This is a genomic window from Okeania hirsuta (assembly GCF_003838195.1).
Classification (GTDB): domain Bacteria; phylum Cyanobacteriota; class Cyanobacteriia; order Cyanobacteriales; family Microcoleaceae; genus Okeania; species Okeania hirsuta.
This window is the reverse complement of sequence record NZ_RCBY01000044.1, coordinates 1-17726: the sequence shown is the minus strand read 5'-3', so window position 1 is coordinate 17726 and position 17726 is coordinate 1. Positions and strand designations below refer to the sequence as shown.

Annotated in this window: 16 protein-coding genes; 9 read left to right on the top strand and 7 right to left on the bottom strand. The window is 36.4% G+C overall.

The window, feature by feature from the left end; translation table 11 throughout:
- Positions 1 to 587 precede the first annotated feature (587 nt).
- The 9 genes from D5R40_RS10165 (at position 588) to D5R40_RS10125 (ending at position 13379) form a co-directional block, all read left to right on the top strand.
- Positions 588 to 1790: a response regulator gene (locus D5R40_RS10165; RefSeq protein ID WP_124146695.1), complete on the top strand. Its 1203-nt coding sequence runs from the start codon at positions 588 to 590 to the stop codon at positions 1788 to 1790.
- Between the two features lie 294 nt (positions 1791 to 2084).
- Complete coding sequence (locus tag D5R40_RS10160) at positions 2085 to 3320, top strand: response regulator (protein WP_124146696.1); 1236 nt, start codon at positions 2085 to 2087, stop codon at positions 3318 to 3320.
- Positions 3321 to 3500: a hypothetical protein gene (locus tag D5R40_RS34965; protein WP_124154594.1), complete on the top strand. Its 180-nt coding sequence runs from the start codon at positions 3321 to 3323 to the stop codon at positions 3498 to 3500.
- Positions 3501 to 4103: 603 nt separating this feature from the next.
- Positions 4104 to 4640, top strand: coding sequence for a hypothetical protein (locus D5R40_RS10150; RefSeq protein WP_124146698.1), 537 nt, complete (start codon positions 4104 to 4106; stop codon positions 4638 to 4640).
- Between the two features lie 367 nt (positions 4641 to 5007).
- Positions 5008 to 6057, top strand: coding sequence for a DMT family transporter (locus D5R40_RS10145; protein WP_124146699.1), 1050 nt, complete (start codon positions 5008 to 5010; stop codon positions 6055 to 6057).
- 760 nt (positions 6058 to 6817) lie between these two features.
- Positions 6818 to 7981, top strand: a complete 1164-nt coding sequence (locus D5R40_RS10140; protein ID WP_124154593.1) for a GuaB3 family IMP dehydrogenase-related protein — start codon at positions 6818 to 6820, stop codon at positions 7979 to 7981.
- Positions 7982 to 9695: 1714 nt separating this feature from the next.
- Positions 9696 to 10028 carry a thioredoxin gene (gene trxA / locus D5R40_RS10135; protein ID WP_124154592.1) on the top strand — a complete coding sequence of 111 codons (333 nt, stop codon included), beginning with the start codon at positions 9696 to 9698 and terminating at the stop codon, positions 10026 to 10028.
- An 814-nt stretch (positions 10029 to 10842) separates the two neighbouring features.
- Positions 10843 to 12105 (top strand): RNA-guided endonuclease InsQ/TnpB family protein, encoded by a 1263-nt coding sequence (locus tag D5R40_RS10130; protein WP_124146702.1) that lies wholly within the window; start codon positions 10843 to 10845, stop codon positions 12103 to 12105.
- 212 nt (positions 12106 to 12317) lie between these two features.
- Entirely contained in the window at positions 12318 to 13379 is a 1062-nt protein-coding gene (locus D5R40_RS10125; protein ID WP_124146703.1) for an LOG family protein, read from the top strand.
- A 34-nt stretch (positions 13380 to 13413) separates the two neighbouring features.
- Here the strand turns inward: D5R40_RS10125 and D5R40_RS10120 are convergent, their stop codons facing one another.
- The 7 genes from D5R40_RS10120 to rplO all read right to left on the bottom strand — a co-directional run bounded on the left by D5R40_RS10120 (position 13414) and on the right by rplO (position 17550).
- Positions 13414 to 13740, bottom strand: a complete 327-nt coding sequence (locus D5R40_RS10120) for a zinc ribbon domain-containing protein (protein WP_445974446.1) — start codon at positions 13738 to 13740, stop codon at positions 13414 to 13416.
- Between the two features lie 18 nt (positions 13741 to 13758).
- Positions 13759 to 14142 (bottom strand): 30S ribosomal protein S13, encoded by a 384-nt coding sequence (rpsM, locus tag D5R40_RS10115; protein ID WP_124143138.1) that lies wholly within the window; start codon positions 14140 to 14142, stop codon positions 13759 to 13761.
- A gap of 87 nt (positions 14143 to 14229) precedes the next feature.
- Complete coding sequence (gene rpmJ, locus D5R40_RS10110; RefSeq protein ID WP_124143137.1) at positions 14230 to 14343, bottom strand: 50S ribosomal protein L36; 114 nt, start codon at positions 14341 to 14343, stop codon at positions 14230 to 14232.
- 104 nt (positions 14344 to 14447) lie between these two features.
- Complete coding sequence (infA, locus tag D5R40_RS10105; protein WP_008191178.1) at positions 14448 to 14672, bottom strand: translation initiation factor IF-1; 225 nt, start codon at positions 14670 to 14672, stop codon at positions 14448 to 14450.
- A gap of 228 nt (positions 14673 to 14900) precedes the next feature.
- On the bottom strand, positions 14901 to 15494 hold the full coding sequence (locus D5R40_RS10100; protein WP_124143136.1) for an adenylate kinase: 594 nt from the start codon (positions 15492 to 15494) through the stop codon (positions 14901 to 14903).
- Positions 15494 to 16834 (bottom strand): preprotein translocase subunit SecY, encoded by a 1341-nt coding sequence (gene secY, locus D5R40_RS10095; protein ID WP_124143135.1) that lies wholly within the window; start codon positions 16832 to 16834, stop codon positions 15494 to 15496. The genes D5R40_RS10100 and secY overlap by 1 nt, the downstream gene beginning before the upstream one ends.
- 260 nt (positions 16835 to 17094) lie before the next feature.
- A complete protein-coding gene (rplO, locus tag D5R40_RS10090) occupies positions 17095 to 17550 on the bottom strand; it encodes a 50S ribosomal protein L15 (protein ID WP_124143134.1) in 456 nt (151 codons plus the stop codon).
- Positions 17551 to 17726: the final 176 nt, after the last annotated feature.

The following is a 17726-nucleotide window of genomic DNA, read 5'->3' as shown; positions in this document are numbered from 1 at the left end:
AGTCAAAAGTCAAAAGTCATGCATCGAGTGCGTAATTCTGAGGAAACCTCAGAATGTAAGACGCACTCAAGACAGTCAATCATTTTTGATTTGTAATTGTTTTAGGATTTTGTAACTGGTCAGTTATTTCCGCCATCCTGCACTAGTTAAAGACCATACAAACTTAATATGGCCATTTAGCATTATGGGTCTCACCCTATATGCTCTTAAAAGATATTTTGTACTATTTTGTCTCTCTTAGATTCTTGTTATGAGAAACTTTTGTTTACTAGGGAGTTGATTTCGGATGAGTAGGACTTAATACTATTTAAAAAAAAATTTTCAGTGTAAAATAAAAACTAATAAATTATAGAAATACATAAAATGATAGATTTATTTGCTGCTTTTTTATTCTTTTTTTTTTCTGGAAAATAATTCTGAAAATCGCATTTTTACATTGCCAACAAATTTCACTGGAAAATAGGAAATAATTTTGATTATAATTAGAATACTGTACTCAAAAATAGTCTAAAATATTTTCTGATACATCTATATTCTATAGTTTTTAATTTTTATTTCCCTAATTCTTGATTCAATTGGTATTAAAAATGAACAGTAATGAAAATAGGAAAAATCAACTTTTTAATTTGTTGCTCAATGAGGTTCCCGATCAATTTACAGGGAAGTTAGAAGTAAAAGGTTCTCAGAAAAGTTGGATAATATTCTTTTGTGTTGGTCGTCTAGTTTGGGCTACTGGAGGTGAACATCCTAACCGCAGATTTCATAGAATTTGGCATCAATTTTGCCCGAATATTTCTCTGGCTAATATGAAGTTACGAGAACATAATGATCTTAATTATTATTACTATCATCTTCTATCTATTTTATCTAGAAAAAAAGTATTAATTCAAAATCAAGTAAAAGCAGTTATAGTTGAGAACATCAAAGAAGTTGTATTTGATATTTTACAGCAGCAATCACAAGAGTTATTAGCTTATAATTTATCTCCAAAAGGATTGGAAAAATCCTTGATTTTAATGTCAGTAATCATTCCTCCTGAAGCTATAATTCCTACTCTTCATAAATCATTTTTAGCATGGCAGCAGTCTAATTTAACTGAATATTCTCCTAATTTAGTTCCTGAAATTATCAAACAAAAATTGTTACAACAAATAGCTAAACCTAACTCTTATCAAATAATCACTAAATTAGTCGATGGCCAAAGAACTCTTAGAGAAATAGCTATTTTGATGAATAAAGATGTGCGTCAATTAACTTTATTTTTAATGCCTTATGTGCGTAATGAATTAATTATTCTTAAGTCAGTTCCAGATAAACAACGTATTGAAGGAAGTCCAGGATTACAGCCCAATGTAAATAAAAAGAAAGCTCCAGCTAAAGTCCAAGAATTAATTATTTGTGTAGATGATAGTAAACAAATTTGTTATATGTTAGAGAAAATTCTGAAAAAGGCAGATTATAGATTTATCGGAATTCAAGATTCTATTAAAGCATTACCAATAATTATTGAAAATAAACCCGATCTAATTTTTTTAGACTTAATGATGCCAATTGCTAATGGTTATGAAATTTGCACTCAATTGCGACGAGTACCTATTTTTGAGAATATACCCATAATTATCATCACTGGAAACGATGGAGTGGTCGATAGAGTTCGTGCTAAAATGGTGGGAGCCACAGGGTATATAACCAAGCCTCTTCAACCGAAAAAAATATTGGCAGTAGTAAAGCGATATTTACAAAATTATCCTCCTAAATCACCAGAAAAATCAGATCAAACAAGCTTATAAGTTATTTGCAATTGTGTAGCTAGGTCAAAATTTAACGATCGTAATAGTATTAGTCTAAAACCGTCTTTGAAGCTAATCTCACTTGAGAATCAGTTTTTGGAAGCAACGAAGGAATAGAAGTTTCAGTTTAGCCAAAACTAATATTATTTTAATTCACTACTACATCTACAAAACTGTCAGTATTTTATTGTTATAAAGTTAAAAATATCTTAAATACCAGTATCAAAAATCATATTATGTATACTATATTTTATAAGAAAAAATATATACAAATTTTACTATTTTAGACAACTTATGTTATCCATTGCAAATATTAATAATCTGAGTTTAACCAATGGACTAATCACTATTAGTAGAAAGCAATTTACAGGTAGTTTGAATGTGTTAGCTAGCCCTATAGATAAGTGGAGTCTTTACTTTTTTAGAGGTCGTATAGTCTGGGGTTATAGCTGTGAACACTCTCGGCGACAATTACGACAACATATAATACGCTATCAAGTTAAAATTAATCCGATAAATTTAGACCCTTTCCAAATTAATAATAATCATAATTGCTGGATTTATCAATTATTGTGTAGTTTACTTCAGGAACAGCAAATTACTAGAGAACAGTTTGAAAAGATTGTTAAATCAATAGTTTTAGAAGTACTATTTGATATATTACAACAGGAAAATCAGAGACAAATAAGTTATAAAATTGAACCAAATATTACGACAAACATCCTGCGTTGGCCAAGAGTTTTAATTGACACGAAAATTATTCTTAAAAAAGCAGTAGAAAATTGGTGTAACTGGAGTAGCTCAGGGTTAAAAAATTTATCTCCTAATTTTGGGATTATTTTATATAAACCAGAGCAATTCCAAGAAAAAATATCACCCATTCTCTATACTAAATTAGGCAAATTAATCAACAGTCAATGTAGTTTAAGAGATATGGCGAGTCAGATAAAATCAGACCAGTTTCGTCTAGCAAAATTTTTCTTGCCTCATATTCAAAAAGGATTAATCAAGCTGACAAAACTACCAGATATTCCCATAATATTTCCCCAGTTCCAAAAAACAAATCTACAGTTATATAAACAAAGAGAATTTAGCCAAAAGAAAAAAAATAAAGCTTTAATTGCTTGTATAGATGATAGCCTAATAGTTTGTCATCAAATGAAACAAATTATGACTGCTAATAGTTTTGATTTTGTCGGAATTAACAGCTCAGTCAAAGCAATCATAACCTTGATAGAAAAAAAACCAGATCTGATTTTTCTAGACTTAATCATGCCCATAGCAAATGGTTATGAAATTTGTGCTCAGATTCGTCGTATTTCCGCATTAAAAGAAACACCAGTAATAATTTTAACAAGCAGTAATCGATTAATAGATAGAGTTCGAGCAACAATGGTAGGATGTTCAGATTATCTCGTTAAACCAATTAGAGAAAAACAAGTTCTAGAAATAGTTAATAAATATGTAACTTCTAGTTCTTGCTTACCTCAAACACCTATATCTGAAACCCTAGCTCTACAGTTTTCTTAATTGCAATATGAGAAGTCAGGAGTCAGGATTCAGGAGTCAGGAGTCAGGAGTCAGGAGTCAGAAGTGGAGAGTAATATCAAATCCGGTAGCATCGGTGTAATTAGATTCATAGTGTGGGGACCCACCCCTAACCCCTCCCAGGAGGGGAGTGTGGGGAGTGTGGGAAGCGTGAGGAGGTAGGGAGACCCAGAGATGGGGAGATGAAGAGATGGGGAAATATTTGGTAATGGTTGAAGATGGAACATTTTTTACGTGCCGAATTAAACGGATTTGATATAAAAGAAAGTTTTTGTTCGTGTTTGCCTAAAATTCCGTAGGAAAGTGGAATGGAGTTCTATATTCATAATTCAGGAGTCAGAATTCAGGAGAGGAGAGTAATACCAGGGATGAAAAAAGAATGTTACAAATAATAATTAGGGACTAATGGCCATTTGCTAACGCAAAGCTGCCGCTTTATATGTTGCGGAGCAAAACGCCCCTACAGGATTTTTTTTGTGACGATGTGGTTGATCAATTTGAAAAGCGCTGTATAGCAGTCGAAGGAAAGGTTAGGACAAATCAAAAGCTTAAAACTAAGACAACTTCAACAATTAATAATTAATAATTAATAATTAATAATTAATTATTACCTCTACTTGAAAAGAAGAGGATTGACGCGGTAGGGAAAATTTTTTCTCTCCTTTAAAGGAGAGGCTTTAAACCTTAATTATTCGGTAAGATTATTCCTTCTTCCTTCTTTTTTCTGCTGTAAACTCAAAAATCATAAATTTAATCTATAATCTGATGCTACGAGAATTTATCGTATATGCTTGCCCAGTAGGTGAACTAAATAATCAACTAGAAGAATATTTCACCACTACTCGTGCAGAATGTAGTGAAAATGCTGCACATCAATATATGCCGCACTGTACCTTGACAGGTTTTTTTCACGACCAATTAACCGCAGTTCCAATTTATCTTCAAGCTTTAGATACTGCCTTAAACAATACTAGTCAAAATCGCCCAGCGCCACCTATAGTTGTTGTAGATATGGAGTTAAAAACAGACTTTCATTATCTCCAATTAAAATCAATTTGGCTAGAAAAATTGATTGCTAACTTTGCTCATCTAGCCAATTCAAAAACTCGTATTGATGAATTACGCCTCAAAAATAATTTACATCTCAGTTTAGCCTACAAATTTCCATCAGAACAACAACAAACACTAGCAAAAATAGCAAAAAAAATCATCAATTCCCAAGCAGAGGTATTATGGGAATTACGATTTTATGAACGCCATCCCAATAACTCTTGGACTTGTCATCAGTCTTGGAAACTCTAGTTAGGGTTTGCGCTCAAAAGTCTTTTAGTCGGAGTAGGAGACAGGAGACAGGAGACAGGAGACAGGAGAAATGGGAATGAGCGAGGAGGTAATTATTAATTATTAATAATTACCTCTAGAGTGAAAACGGAATGGGCTGAATAATTATGAAAAATTTTTCTTGTTTTTCCTTGCTCATGAGAGGATTTTTACCTTAACTATTCGGATTTGAATTGTCAATTTGGGATTTTTCTGCCCAACTATGAGCCTAAAATACTAACTTTTTAAGCGTTTTAGACGTGATACCAGGCATTTTTTTAGACTCCAAAAAGGCACTTGTCTTTATATGTCAATACTTTTAAATTTAATCAGCAAGCCATAGTTAAAAATGAACCAAAAAATTGTAAATATCTCTAACCTTTGGCAAAAAATCCCCGGACAAATTTACTTATTATTAGCAATCATTATTTTCGGTTCTTCTAACGCAATTACAAAACAATTAACAGAAATTGGTGCCGAAAAATTTCCTGGAGAAAATCCCATTTCATTTTGTAATGTTTTATTTGTAGGAAATATCTGTGCCCTATTAATTTTAATTATTATCTATAGAAAACAGCTAAATCTACGTTACTTTCAACAATTTTCAAGTCAAGATTGGGCAAGTATGTTAGCCGTTGCATTCCTAGCTGGCGCTCTATCTCCTGCTGCCTCATTTGAAGCACTTTCTCGCACAATGGTTAACAATGTAATATTAATTGGACGTATTGAACCTCCCTTAACTTTAGCACTAGCTATTTTTTTGCTAGGAGAAAAAGTTAATCGGTGGAAAATTACTGGAGCAATTATTTCATTTGCCGGAGTAATTTTAATTATAGTTTTGCAAAGTTTTGGGCAAAACTCAGTTGATTCTACAAATATGATATCTATCAATTCAGGAGAAATTTTAGCCGCAATTGGAGCGACCGCTACGGCAATTTCTAATACTATTAGTAAAGCGCGTCTTCATCGAATTCCGGTAGGATTTTTTAATATTATTCGTAATGGTTTTGGAGGTATTATCTTCTTTATTGTCGCATTATATTTTTATGGAAGTAGTCATTTCATGGAACTATTTTCGCCTTTTTTATGGCAATGGATGTTAGTTTATAGTGCAGTTATTGTAGTAATAGGTCAAATTTTGTGGTTAAAAGGATTAAGTAAAACCAGTAGTTCTGATGCTTCTATTGCCAGTGCATTTAATCCCATTGCTGGAGTCATAGCAGCCTATTTAATATTAGGAGAAAAACCCATCGCTGCTCACTATATTGGGGGAGCTATTATTTTAGTTGGAATTATATTGAGTCAAGTCGCGAATAAAAACGAAACTACCATTAATCAACTTGCTGAAAAGGTTCATCCTCAGCAAAGAGAAACAGGTTTAGGATTTAAAGGTTTTTAACTATAGCAGGGAATAGGGAATAGGCATGGAGGGAACAGGGAAAAGTGGGAAAAGTATTTATCTGTCTTACGGTTCATTATTAATCTATGTCCTAATCAATTCGTTTCTTGCTATGTATTAGACATAGGCGTGAAAAAGATATAGACTTTTTGTAAAAGTAGGTATGGAAGAAATAGGTATGGAGAGAACAGGGAAGATATTTTTAGAAAAAAAACACGAAAAATGATTTTTTGAGTTATTACACTCTAGTTTATAGCAAATAAAGGGCAAGTTTATTTTCACCAAATGTCTATTCAGAGTTCAGGAGTCAGGAGAAAATAATAGTAGTCATAATTGGGTAAGTGATTGAGTATTGATGCTGAATATTTTCCGAATAATATGACTCTGGAGAAAGGTCAATCAAGATAATTTATTCAGAAATACCTGCCAATACAGGAATTTTTATACTACTTTTAACCTGATAAATTGACGTGCGGAATGTCGGAAGTAATATGAAATATAAAAAATAATGCTACGAATAATTTCCCTGCTAAAAAGACTTTACCTAGAAATGTCGATTTGACTAAACACAGAGTTTTACTTTAACTAAATAATAAATAATATTATAGATATATAGGCTATTCTTACTGACTCCTGACTCCTGACTCCTGACTCCTATTGTTTGGCGTTTGACTTTCAATTATAGACTTTTGACTTGATGACCAATGCTCCTCTGAATTTGATACCCTAACTAAAATGGTCTTGGGAATAGGTAAAAGTAGTGGATATATTTATTGGACGTGGAAAAACAGCTCGCAGAGCTTACGGAATCGATGAAATTGCCCTAGTTCCTGGGGGACGAACACTCGATCCAAGTTTAGCAGACACTAGATGGAGCATCGGCGGCATAGAAAGAGAAATTCCCATTATTGCTAGTGCAATGGATGGAGTAATTGATGTCAAAATGGCTGTTCTATTATCTGAGTTAGGAGCAATGGGAGTTCTCAACTTAGAAGGTATTCAAACTCGCTATCCTGACCCAGTGCCAATATTGGAAAAAATTAGCTCTGTGGGCAAAGATGAATTTGTGGGTTTAATGCAAGAACTTTATTCAGCTCCAATTCAACCAGAATTAATTTCTCAGAGAATTAAGGAAATAAAAAGCCAAGGTGGTATTGCAGCAGTAAGCTTAACACCTGCGGGAGCACTCAAATATGGAAAAGTAGTCGCTGATGCTGGTGCAGACTTATTTTTTGTCCAGGCAACAGTTGTTTCCACTGCATTTCTTTCACCTGAGTCAGTGGAAAACCTGGATTTGGTTAAGCTTTGTCAAGAAATGCCTATGCCTGTGGTTTTAGGTAACTGTGTTACTTATGAAGTGGCCTTAAATTTAATGAAGGTAGGAGCTGCAGGGGTGCTAGTAGGTATTGGCCCTGGTGCTGCCTGTACATCTCGTGGTGTTTTAGGTGTAGGAGTTCCCCAAGCTACTGCTGTAGCTGACTGTGCAGCAGCACGAAATGATTATTACCAAGAAACAGGAAATTATGTCCCAGTTATTGCCGACGGGGGCTTAATTACTGGTGGAGATATTTGTAAATGTATTGCTTGTGGCGCTGATGGGGTGATGATTGGTTCGCCTATAGCTAGGGCCGCGGAAGCACCAGGGCGTGACTATCATTGGGGTATGGCTACTCCTAGTCCCCTTTTGCCACGAGGTACTCGGATCAAGGTCGGTACAACTGGCACCATCAAGCAAATTCTGCGTGGCCCAGCACTATTGGACGATGGTACACATAATTTATTGGGCGCTCTCAAAACGAGTATGGGCACTTTGGGAGCTAAAGATTTGAAAGAAATGCAGCAAGTTGAGGTTGTTATTGCTCCTTCATTGTTGACTGAGGGTAAAGTTTATCAAAAAGCTCAACAATTAGGTATGGGCAAGTAGATTTACCGAAAAATTAGGTTTAAAGCCTCCCCCTAAAAGCTATCCCTTACCCATAAGTCTTGAAATACTTGTGGGGAGCAGGGGAGCAGGGAGCAGGGGAGAAAGGAGAAAAAATCATAGTAGCTAAGTAAAACTACTGAAGTTTTCAAAAAAATGTATATAAAAATACATTTTTCTCCCGAAAAAGCCGAGCCAAGACTTATTCATAACACATCTCAGAAGTCAAGCTTTATCTTAAGAAAGATGTGGGTAATGGATAGCCCTAAAAGGGGGACTTTGTATTATAGTTAGAAAAGAACTAAAGGTATTCAACTGCTCTAAAAACCTAGCTATATAATTGATCAACGCACCTTGAAAACTGCCGTCAGACTCTGCGTAGCTGTCAGGGGTAAGCGGTCGGAACCCGGTAAGGTTTCCTTGCTATGGGAACGCCGACCAATAGAGGAAATGCTGGCCAAGAAAAGAGTTATAGGATTTTGAACTGTACCGTAGGGCATAAACCCAGAGGCTTTTGGAATAGAGCAAACCCTTGAGGAGAGAGCCATCTCTGAGCTAGATATCTTCTGGTAATTAGTTTAAGTGGACTCGTTGTTGGCCTAGCTTTGCGGAGCACAAACCAAGAATCCTGGTTTTAGGAGAATCTCCGTCGCTGACCGCTGGAGAGTATGTCAATGACTTAAGATATGTCAGTACCCTTGACAAAATTTGTGAAATAGTTTTGAAATTTACAAATTACCCTGGAATTATCTGAAAATAAATGTCACAATAGTAATAGCGGAGATGCATGTTTCCGTTCACTCCTCACACCACACTCCGCCCGAGCTTTTCTAGTTTGGGCGGTTCCTTATGGCCACTTAAGGCTTGATTCAGATCAAATTTTTTTGATAGTGATTAGGTTATCACAGATTCGGCGTAAGCTACTCAGTTAATTGCTTAATTGTTTATAAAATTTCTCGTGCAAATCAAGTACGGTACAAATAAATATAGTTACTTGTTTACTTAGTTAGTTATTTGCGACTTGATCAAGTTAAAGTTACGGATAGATATCTAGAGTTTTTGAGAATAGGGAAAAACTTAACTTGAAAAAAAGATTCTGCGCTTTGTATTTTAATTTTTCTATATACTACTTGACACAGAAGAAGATATAAAAGAAAGTATTAATAAAGCTAGTAATTTAAGATTGTATGGTGGACTTAACTAACTAAAGTGACATTGTACTTAGAGAAGACTTTAATTGAATGTTATATGATAGTTTGTTAACCTTGATACCAGTCTATACTATACTCTTTATATATACATTGGTAGAATCAAAACCTACCATATTTTTCAGGATTTTATCTTAAATTTTTCCCAAAACACTTAAACTAATAATAAATTTGGTGTTTTCTGGGAAAAGTAAACTTGCTAAAATCAAAAAATACCAAATTATAATAAAGGTGTTTTTAAACAGATGTAACTGGCAACTGATGAACTGTATAAAAAAAAATTTGAGTTGCATTAAGCCTAGTAAATAGGCATACCTTTGCGGTCAGGCAGACCGTGGCTTGGACTAGCAACCAAGTCTGAAACGCTTGTGAAGCCAACCTGGCTGATATACTTGGGAGAAATTCTAGAGTTTCGTTGGTACCAAGTTAAGTTTAGTCAAGAGGCAATCTGAAAGAAGCAAGAATCCTACACCATATTATAAAGACTCATATTGAAGGATTAGTAAAGAATGACAGCAGCAACTCCAGTCACCGATAGCAGTTTTAAGCAAGAAGTGCTTGAAAGTGACGTTCCAGTTTTAGTAGATTTCTGGGCACCTTGGTGCGGGCCATGTCGGATGGTGGCTCCTGTAGTTGAAGAAATTGCAGAACAATACATAGGAAAAATCAAAGTAGTTAAAGTAAATACAGATGAAAATCCTAATGTAGCAAGTCAGTATGGAATTCGCAGTATTCCTACCTTGATGATTTTTAAAGGAGGCCAAAGAGTTGATATGGTGGTTGGAGCCGTTCCTAAAACTACATTGGCTCAAACTGTAGAAAAGTACCTGGATAATAATTGAGAACTTTTGAAACAGATTATGTAGAAAGTTGCACAAAACTGTTTGTATCCATAAATGTTTAGAAATAATTAGGATATAACGTTGCGCGCAGGCAACAAGCCATAGGGGAAATAAAAAGCTGATCATACAAGATTTTAGCTATTGGCAGCTCCTGCAATTTGTAAGTATACCAGCGCGCACTTCTATAGACTGAATGTTTGATGAAGTATCTCTAGAACAACAGGGAAAACGATCTAAATTGAGATATATTTCTGCTTAAAAGCAGACAGTAGTTCTCAGTTATGTTCTTATTGAGAAAATAATCCTCTATTAGGTTTCTAGTGGACTAATCTCAATAATTAAACTGTTTTCTTTCTACAGTCCTAGTTATCAAGCAAGTAAGGTAGAATCAACCTATTTTATGACTTAGCCGAGATTCTCAGTGGTCTCGGAAATTTTGTATTTATAAATAGAAAGCCCTAATTTAATACTAAGGCTTTAGTAACTTAGTATACCAAAAGGAAGAAAGAAGAAGGAAGAAGCAAGAAGGAAAAATCTGGCGTTGTCTAAGTTTTAAGCTTTTGATCTGTATGTGTCCTTTCCTTCGACTGCTATATATTAGGGAACAGGCAATAGTGGAAAAAAATTGGACAGTATTCGATTCTTCATCACTCTATGTCCTAGTAGTTGTACCAATTATCATGTATGAATTTTACCTAAATGGAGCAAGAAGGCCCACACCATAACCCTAGTTTGGTGTTGGGATGAATTGCGACCAACAAAAAAAATCATGCAGATCGCCAAAAGTTCTGCTATATAATGGTAAAGTTAAAGCATGATTATTAGAGAAGCCAAGCTATTAAACGGGTCTAAGGCACAATATCAAGCCTTAGAACAGGCGATCAGAACTGCTCAATTCATTAGAAACAAAGCAGTTAGATTATGGCGCGACGAGCCAGATGTAAATAAAGCTCGTCTATCTGTGCTGTGTAAAGAACTGGCAACGGAGTTTCCTTTTGCTCAAAAGTTGAACTCAATGGCGCGTCAAGCATCAGCACAGAGAGCTTGGAATTCAATCTCTAGCTTCTATCGTCGCTGTAGAGAAGGAGCCAAAAACAAAGGTTATCCTCAATTCAAAAAGCATTCTCGCTCAGTTGAGTATAAAACCTCTGGATGGAAACTATCACAGGATTGTTTAACTATTAATTTCACCGATGGTTTTCAAGCAGGTAGGTTCTCTCTATTCTGTAATCATCAAACCAGAGAGGACTTATTTAGACTGAAAATCAATCGGGTCAGAATTGTCAGGCGAGCTGATGGTTATTATGCTCAATTGTGCTTTGACGCTCACCGCAAAGAAACAGGGAACTATACCGGGAATGTTGTAGGCATTGATTTAGGTCTGACTTATTTCTACAAAGACCAGAACAACAATGCTGCAATTTATCCCAAGTATTTAAGACAAGCTCAAAAGCGAATAAAGAAACTACAGCGACAACTCTCCAGAAAGTTTGTTAAAGGTAAAAAACCTCAATCAAAAAACTACCACAAAGCCAGGATGAGACTGGGGAAGTGCCATCTGAAAGTTGCTAGACAGCGTAAAGACTGGGCAGTAAAGTTAGCCCGGTGCGTAGTCCACTCTAATGATGTGGTTGTCTACGAAGACCTCAAGATACAAAACATGGTCAAGAACCATCATTTGGCTAAGTCGATTTCTGATGCAAGTTGGTATCAATTCACTCAATGGTTAGATTATTTTGGGAAAGTGTGGGATAAGACAGTGATTGCTGTAGCACCAAATTATACATCCCAAGACTGTTCAAGTTGTGGTCATCGAGTGAAGAAATCTCTGAGTACTAGAACTCATCAATGTCCTAAATGCAAGATTGAAATATGTCGGGATACAAATGCGGCATGGAACATTTTAAATAAAGGGATGAAGATTCTAGATGTGGAGTGGAATCAGATCAAAGGTACTGAAGGGCATTCAGGAACCTCCGAGTATTCGGGAACGCTTGAGGAGACTACCACCTCTGCTGTAGATGGGCAACCTGAAATAGTAAGTGGTGTCGCTGAATCAAGAATCACAGATGGGTGAGAATCCCGCGCTGTAATTTTTAATTCAGCGCCGGGAGTATGTCAAAAAAAGGAAATTAAAAAATTATGCTTTTTTTTCTTTGTCCTTAGATTTCTAATAAAGAATTAGGGCGAAATTAGGAGATAAAATACGATTAACTGGGAAAAATGAAAAAACCATCAACTAAACAATTCCAGTAAAAATTAAAGTTATTAAGTATTTGGAAAAAGTTAATGGCCTCAGATTTTCAGAAAACAGCAGTTGAGTCTATTGAGGCAGAAGTGACTAAGTTAGTCAAAAATTTGCCGACCCTAAAACATGAGAAATGGATTAAGCGATCGCTCTCCACCATTGTCAGTATGGCATCAGAGGAGCTAGACCGCCTAGATTGGAAGATATTAGCGGCTTCTCTACAGGATATGGAAAAAGGATTTGAGATATTTTATCCCTATCGCCATATTCGCAAAATTACGATATTTGGTTCTGCACGAACATCCCCAGAAGCTCCAGAATATCAAATGGCCGTAAACTTTGCCCGTCGCATTACTCGGCAAGGTTTTATGGTAATGACAGGTGGTGGGGGCGGAATAATGCAAGCTGGCAATGAAGGTGCTGGGGCAGAAAAATCTTTCGGCTTAAATATTCAGTTACCTTTTGAAAAAGAATCAAATCCTTTTATTGAAAGAGAACAAAAATTAATTAACTTTAAATACTTTTTTACTCGTAAGTTATTTTTTCTCAGAGAAAGTGATGCTTTAGCTTTATTTCCTGGTGGTTTTGGCACTTTAGATGAAGCATTTGAAAGTTTAACATTAACACAAACAGGTAAATATGGCCCGGCACCTCTAGTGTTAATAGATTGTCCTGGTGGAAACTATTGGCATGACTGGAACGATTTTATTCATAAACAACTACTTCGGCGTGGTTTGATTAGTCCAGAAGACCCTAGCTTATATACTATTACAGATGACTTGGAAGAAGCTTGTCAAGCGATCGCTAACTTTTACAGAATGTATCATTCGAGTCGTTATGTGGGAGAAAAGTTTGTGATTCGTCTGAATTCAGAACTTTCAGAAGGAGATGTGGATTATTTGAATCAAGAATATAGTGATATTTTGACTATAGGAAAAATTGAAAAAAGTAAAGTTTTACCAGAAGAGTTAGGAGATGAAACTGCTCATCTTCCTCGTTTAGTTATGTCCTTCAATCAGAAAGATACTGGTAGATTATATCAAATGATTGCTCAGATAAATAAGATGGGAGCAAATACACCAACTCATCCAGAACATAAGTAATATTATTTCTACTTGACATCCTCCCGACGCTGCTCTACGAGACAGCGCGGGATTCCTTAACATCACTGTTAGGGGCTTTCTGTTTCATAGCACCCGCCTTCCGAGATTTACTCCCTTCAGGTCTTACAGTCGCTCCACAGACTGACACTGCGAGTCCCGCAGCCTTCTTGGTGGGCGTTCCCTTGCGTCTGTCGCCGACGCGGGTTCCCATCCGCAAAATATTTATACTAGCGTTGATATCTCTATCATGGTGAGCTGGACATTCTGGGCAATCCCACTCTCTAATATGTAGAGGTAGTTTATCTACTACATCTCCACAGTCTGAACAAAGCTTAGAACTGGGAAAGTATCTATCAATCATAAAGATAGAACCAAACTTCTATTTCTTAGCACTGGCTTTTTTCTTACCAGCTACAGTTCGACGTACACCTCTACGAGTTCTGGCGTTAGTGCGAGTCTGCTGTCCTCTAACTGGTAGACCCATCCTGTGCCGACGACCCCGGTAAGTACCAATATCCATCAACCGCTTGATGTTCATGGCTTCCAATCGTCTAAGGTCTCCTTCAACTTGGTAGTTATTTTGAACCGTAGAACGAAGTTCTGCTATATCAGAATCACTTAAATCCTTGACCCGGGTATCAGGATTTACACCAGTTTCATCTAAAATTTCTTGAGACCGAGATAGTCCAATTCCATAGATGTATGTCAGACCAATTTCTATACGCTTATCGCGTGGGAGATCTACTCCTGCAATTCGTGCCACTTTACTTTATCTCCATCACCTTAAAATTAAACTTAAACTAGGTTAATGAGTAGACAACAAATAATCTGATGCCTGTATCGAATATGCTTAACCTTGACGTTGTTTATGTTTGGGATTAACACATATAACCATTACTCGTCCTCGACGACGAATAACACGACACTTTTCACACATTTTTTTGACAGATGCTCTAACTTTCATGCCTTATTATGGCAATACTACAAATTTAGTATTGTATCATTTACTAATGTTTTCAGCAAGTAGATAATCTCCCTACAAATTATTGAGTAGAGATTCAATCATTACTACTTTTTCCTCAGCCGATATGTAATTCGACCTTTTGTCAAGTCATAGGGTGTTAACTCTACCTTGACTCGATCGCCTGGTAGAATTTTGATGTAATTGCGACGGATTTTTCCAGAAATATGAGCTAGCACATTAAACCCATTATCTAAGTCTACTCTGAACATAGCATTAGGTAGAGATTCCGTCACTGTACCCTCCATTTCTATGAGATCTTGTTTTGCCAACTGTTAATCACCTCAACGCTGCAAGTAACCATTTTTTTGTATTGAGAACAGCCTGTTATTTCAGGTGATTCCCCTCAACATATCCTATCAAAAAGTTTTTAATTTTTAGAGGTTATTGAGCATGAGTTATAAATAATATATATCTATAATATTTAATTGGCATTTAGAGAGCTACAACTAAATATTTCCAGGTAGAAACAATTTATCAAAATCTAATTCTTATTTACCCTATGATATATTAACCGATAGCTTGAGAGAATTAGTCACAGCATCAACAGACTGATTTCCATCTATTGTAAATAGCTGTTGACGTTCTTTGTAAAATTCAATCAGAGGTTGTGTTTGTTGGTCGTAGACTTTTAAACGATTTCTAATAGTTTCCTCATTATCATCTTGCCGACCCCTTGATAATAAGCGACCGACTAAAACCTCATCTGGCACTTGTAAATTTATGACCATCAAAGAATTACTAATTTCAGCTATTTCTTCTTGAGTGTCATTTCCATTTTTGCTTCCAGATAAAAGTTTTTCTACAAAATGTGCTTGAGCCACATTTCTAGGAAACCCATCTAGAACCCAACCATTTTGAGCATCATCTTTTTTCAGTCTTTCTTCAACCATGTCAAGGATTAGTCCATCGGGAACCAAATCACCTTTGTCCATATATTCTTTAGCTTGTAAACCCAGGGTTGATTTTTGTGCCACATTATTGCGTAAAATATCACCTGTAGAAATATGAGGAACTTGGTAAAATTCTGCTATTCGAGATGCCTGTGTTCCCTTGCCTGCTCCTGGCGGACCTAAGAATATCAGTTTTACCACTATTGCTTCACCATTCCTTCGTATCTTTGGGAGATAACGTAAGTTTGAATTTGTTTTGCTGTATCTATTGCTACACCTACTAGAATTAATAGAGAGGTAGCTCCTAATCCTCTAAAGGTAGGTACACGAGTTGCACTTTCTACTACCGTAGGGATAATTGCTACTACACCAAGGAAAATAGCTCCTAAGAAAGTCAACCTATTCAAAACTTTCTCTATATAATCGCTGGTAGTTTTACCTGGGCGAATGCCTGGGATACTTGCTCCCATTTTCTTCAAATTCTGCGACATATCCACTGGGTTCATAATGAGGGAGGCGTAGAAATAACTGAAGAATAATATTAGAACAAAGTAAAATAGAGCATACAACCAAGGAGTCGGGCCACTAGGACTGATAGAAGTAATAATCTGAGATAAAAGTGGATTGTTAGAAAACTGAGCTAAAGATACAGGTAATATGAGGACGGCAGAAGCAAAGATAATTGGCATTACTCCACCCTGATTTAATCGTAAAGGTAAATAGCTTTTTGTTTCCCGATAAAGTTTTCTACCTACTTGACGACGAGCTGAAAGTATAGGAATTCTGCGACTTCCCTCTTGTACAAAGACAATACCTACAATCATCACGAGGAATACCAGAAGCAGAATAATCGCACGACCTACGATAGCACGGTCTCCTCCTTCAAACAATTTAATAGTGTCGCCTAGTGATTGAGGTAACACAGCCACAATGTTGACAAATATCAACAATGATGCTCCATTACCAATTCCTCTTTCTGTAATTAATTCAGATATCCACATCACAAACATGGAACCTGCCGTAATTGCTAAAATAGTCTTAGCAATAAATAGAGGCCCTGGGCTAATCGCTACACTTACCGACGATCCATTGATATCTACAGATGAACTATTCAGAAATATTGCTAAACCAAAGCTTTGTAAAACTGACCATCCCAAGGCCACATAGCGAGTGATTTGAGAAATTTTACGACGTCCTGCTTCTCCTTCATTCTTCTGCAGATTTTCTAAACTGGGTAAGGCTGCTGTCATCAATTGAATGATAATCGAGGCATTAATATAAGGTATGATGCCCAATGCAAAAATACCTAATGCCGAGAAACCTCCACCAGAAAATAGGTCTAGAAATCCTGTTAAAGCCTGATTCCCGATACTTGCTTCAAAAGCTCCTCTATTTATTCCTGGTACTGGTAAGTACACACCTAAACGCACCAAAAGAAGCAAACCTATTGTCACTAGCAGTCGCCCCCGCAACCCTGCTGCTTGGGCCATCTGCAAGAATGTTTCTTGAGCAGTTGGTGCCTTATCTCTACTAATGTCCATATGTATTTGAGATTTATATTTTATATTTTTGATTTTAGCAAAATTAGGTAGAATCCTCCGCTTCTAGATATTTTATTTGTTTTATAATCAAGATTTTTTCTTCAACTAAAGCTTTTGAGGCTCTACTTGAGATAACCTAAAAAAACTAGAAAGTTTATCAAAATAATTGGGTCGCGCAACCCCACCTTTTAAGGCGAAATACTTTTGGAGAGTTGCTCACGCATCCCCGTTACAAAAATCACTTCTGACTTCTGACTTCGTTATTGGTTCGATCCTATTTGTTCACAACTACCACCTGCTGCCTCTATTTTGGAACGAGCTGTAGCTGTAAAACCTATAGCATGAACATTGAGTGCAATATTCAACTCTCCATCTCCGAGGACTTTGAGCGGTCCATCATTACTTGTAATAATTCCCGCTTCCATAAGAGAGGCAAGAGTTACCTCTGTGTTAGCTGGTAATGATGCCAACTTACCCACATTAATAATTGTATATTTTTTCCGATTTACCATCGGAAAGCTTTTTAACTTTGGCAAGCGACGATAAAGAGGATTTTGACCACCTTCAAAACCGGGTCTAGTACTGCTGCCAGACCGAGATTTTTGACCGCGCATCCCCTTACCACAGCTTGCACCTTGACCTGCTGATATGCCTCGGCCTAATCTACGAGGGCGTTTCTGAGAACCTTTTTTAGGAATTGCATCTTTTAATCTCATATTGTTTGATCTTGCTACCGATGAATTTGCCATTATTGACATCCTTCCGACGCTGCTCTACGAGACAGCACGGGTTCCCTAGCATCACTGATAGGGGCTTTCTGCTTCAATGCACCCGCCTTCCGGGATTTACTCCCAGAAGGTCTTACAGTCGCTCCACAGACTGACACTGCTAG

Bases quoted from the DNA above. Each gene is read 5' to 3' on its own strand.
- D5R40_RS10165 (WP_124146695.1), top strand. From the start codon at position 588: ATGAACAGTAATGAAAATAGGAAAAATCAACTTTTTAATTTGTTGCTC.
- D5R40_RS10160 (WP_124146696.1), top strand. From the start codon at position 2,085: ATGTTATCCATTGCAAATATTAATAATCTGAGTTTAACCAATGGACTA.
- D5R40_RS10150 (WP_124146698.1), top strand. From the start codon at position 4,104: ATGCTACGAGAATTTATCGTATATGCTTGCCCAGTAGGTGAACTAAAT.
- D5R40_RS10145 (WP_124146699.1), top strand. From the start codon at position 5,008: ATGAACCAAAAAATTGTAAATATCTCTAACCTTTGGCAAAAAATCCCC.
- trxA (WP_124154592.1), top strand. From the start codon at position 9,696: ATGACAGCAGCAACTCCAGTCACCGATAGCAGTTTTAAGCAAGAAGTG.
- D5R40_RS10130 (WP_124146702.1), top strand. From the start codon at position 10,843: ATGATTATTAGAGAAGCCAAGCTATTAAACGGGTCTAAGGCACAATAT.
- D5R40_RS10125 (WP_124146703.1), top strand. From the start codon at position 12,318: ATGGCCTCAGATTTTCAGAAAACAGCAGTTGAGTCTATTGAGGCAGAA.
- D5R40_RS10120 (WP_445974446.1), bottom strand. From the start codon at position 13,740: ATGATTGATAGATACTTTCCCAGTTCTAAGCTTTGTTCAGACTGTGGA.
- rpmJ (WP_124143137.1), bottom strand. From the start codon at position 14,343: ATGAAAGTTAGAGCATCTGTCAAAAAAATGTGTGAAAAGTGTCGTGTT.
- secY (WP_124143135.1), bottom strand. From the start codon at position 16,834: ATGGACATTAGTAGAGATAAGGCACCAACTGCTCAAGAAACATTCTTG.
- rplO (WP_124143134.1), bottom strand. From the start codon at position 17,550: ATGAGATTAAAAGATGCAATTCCTAAAAAAGGTTCTCAGAAACGCCCT.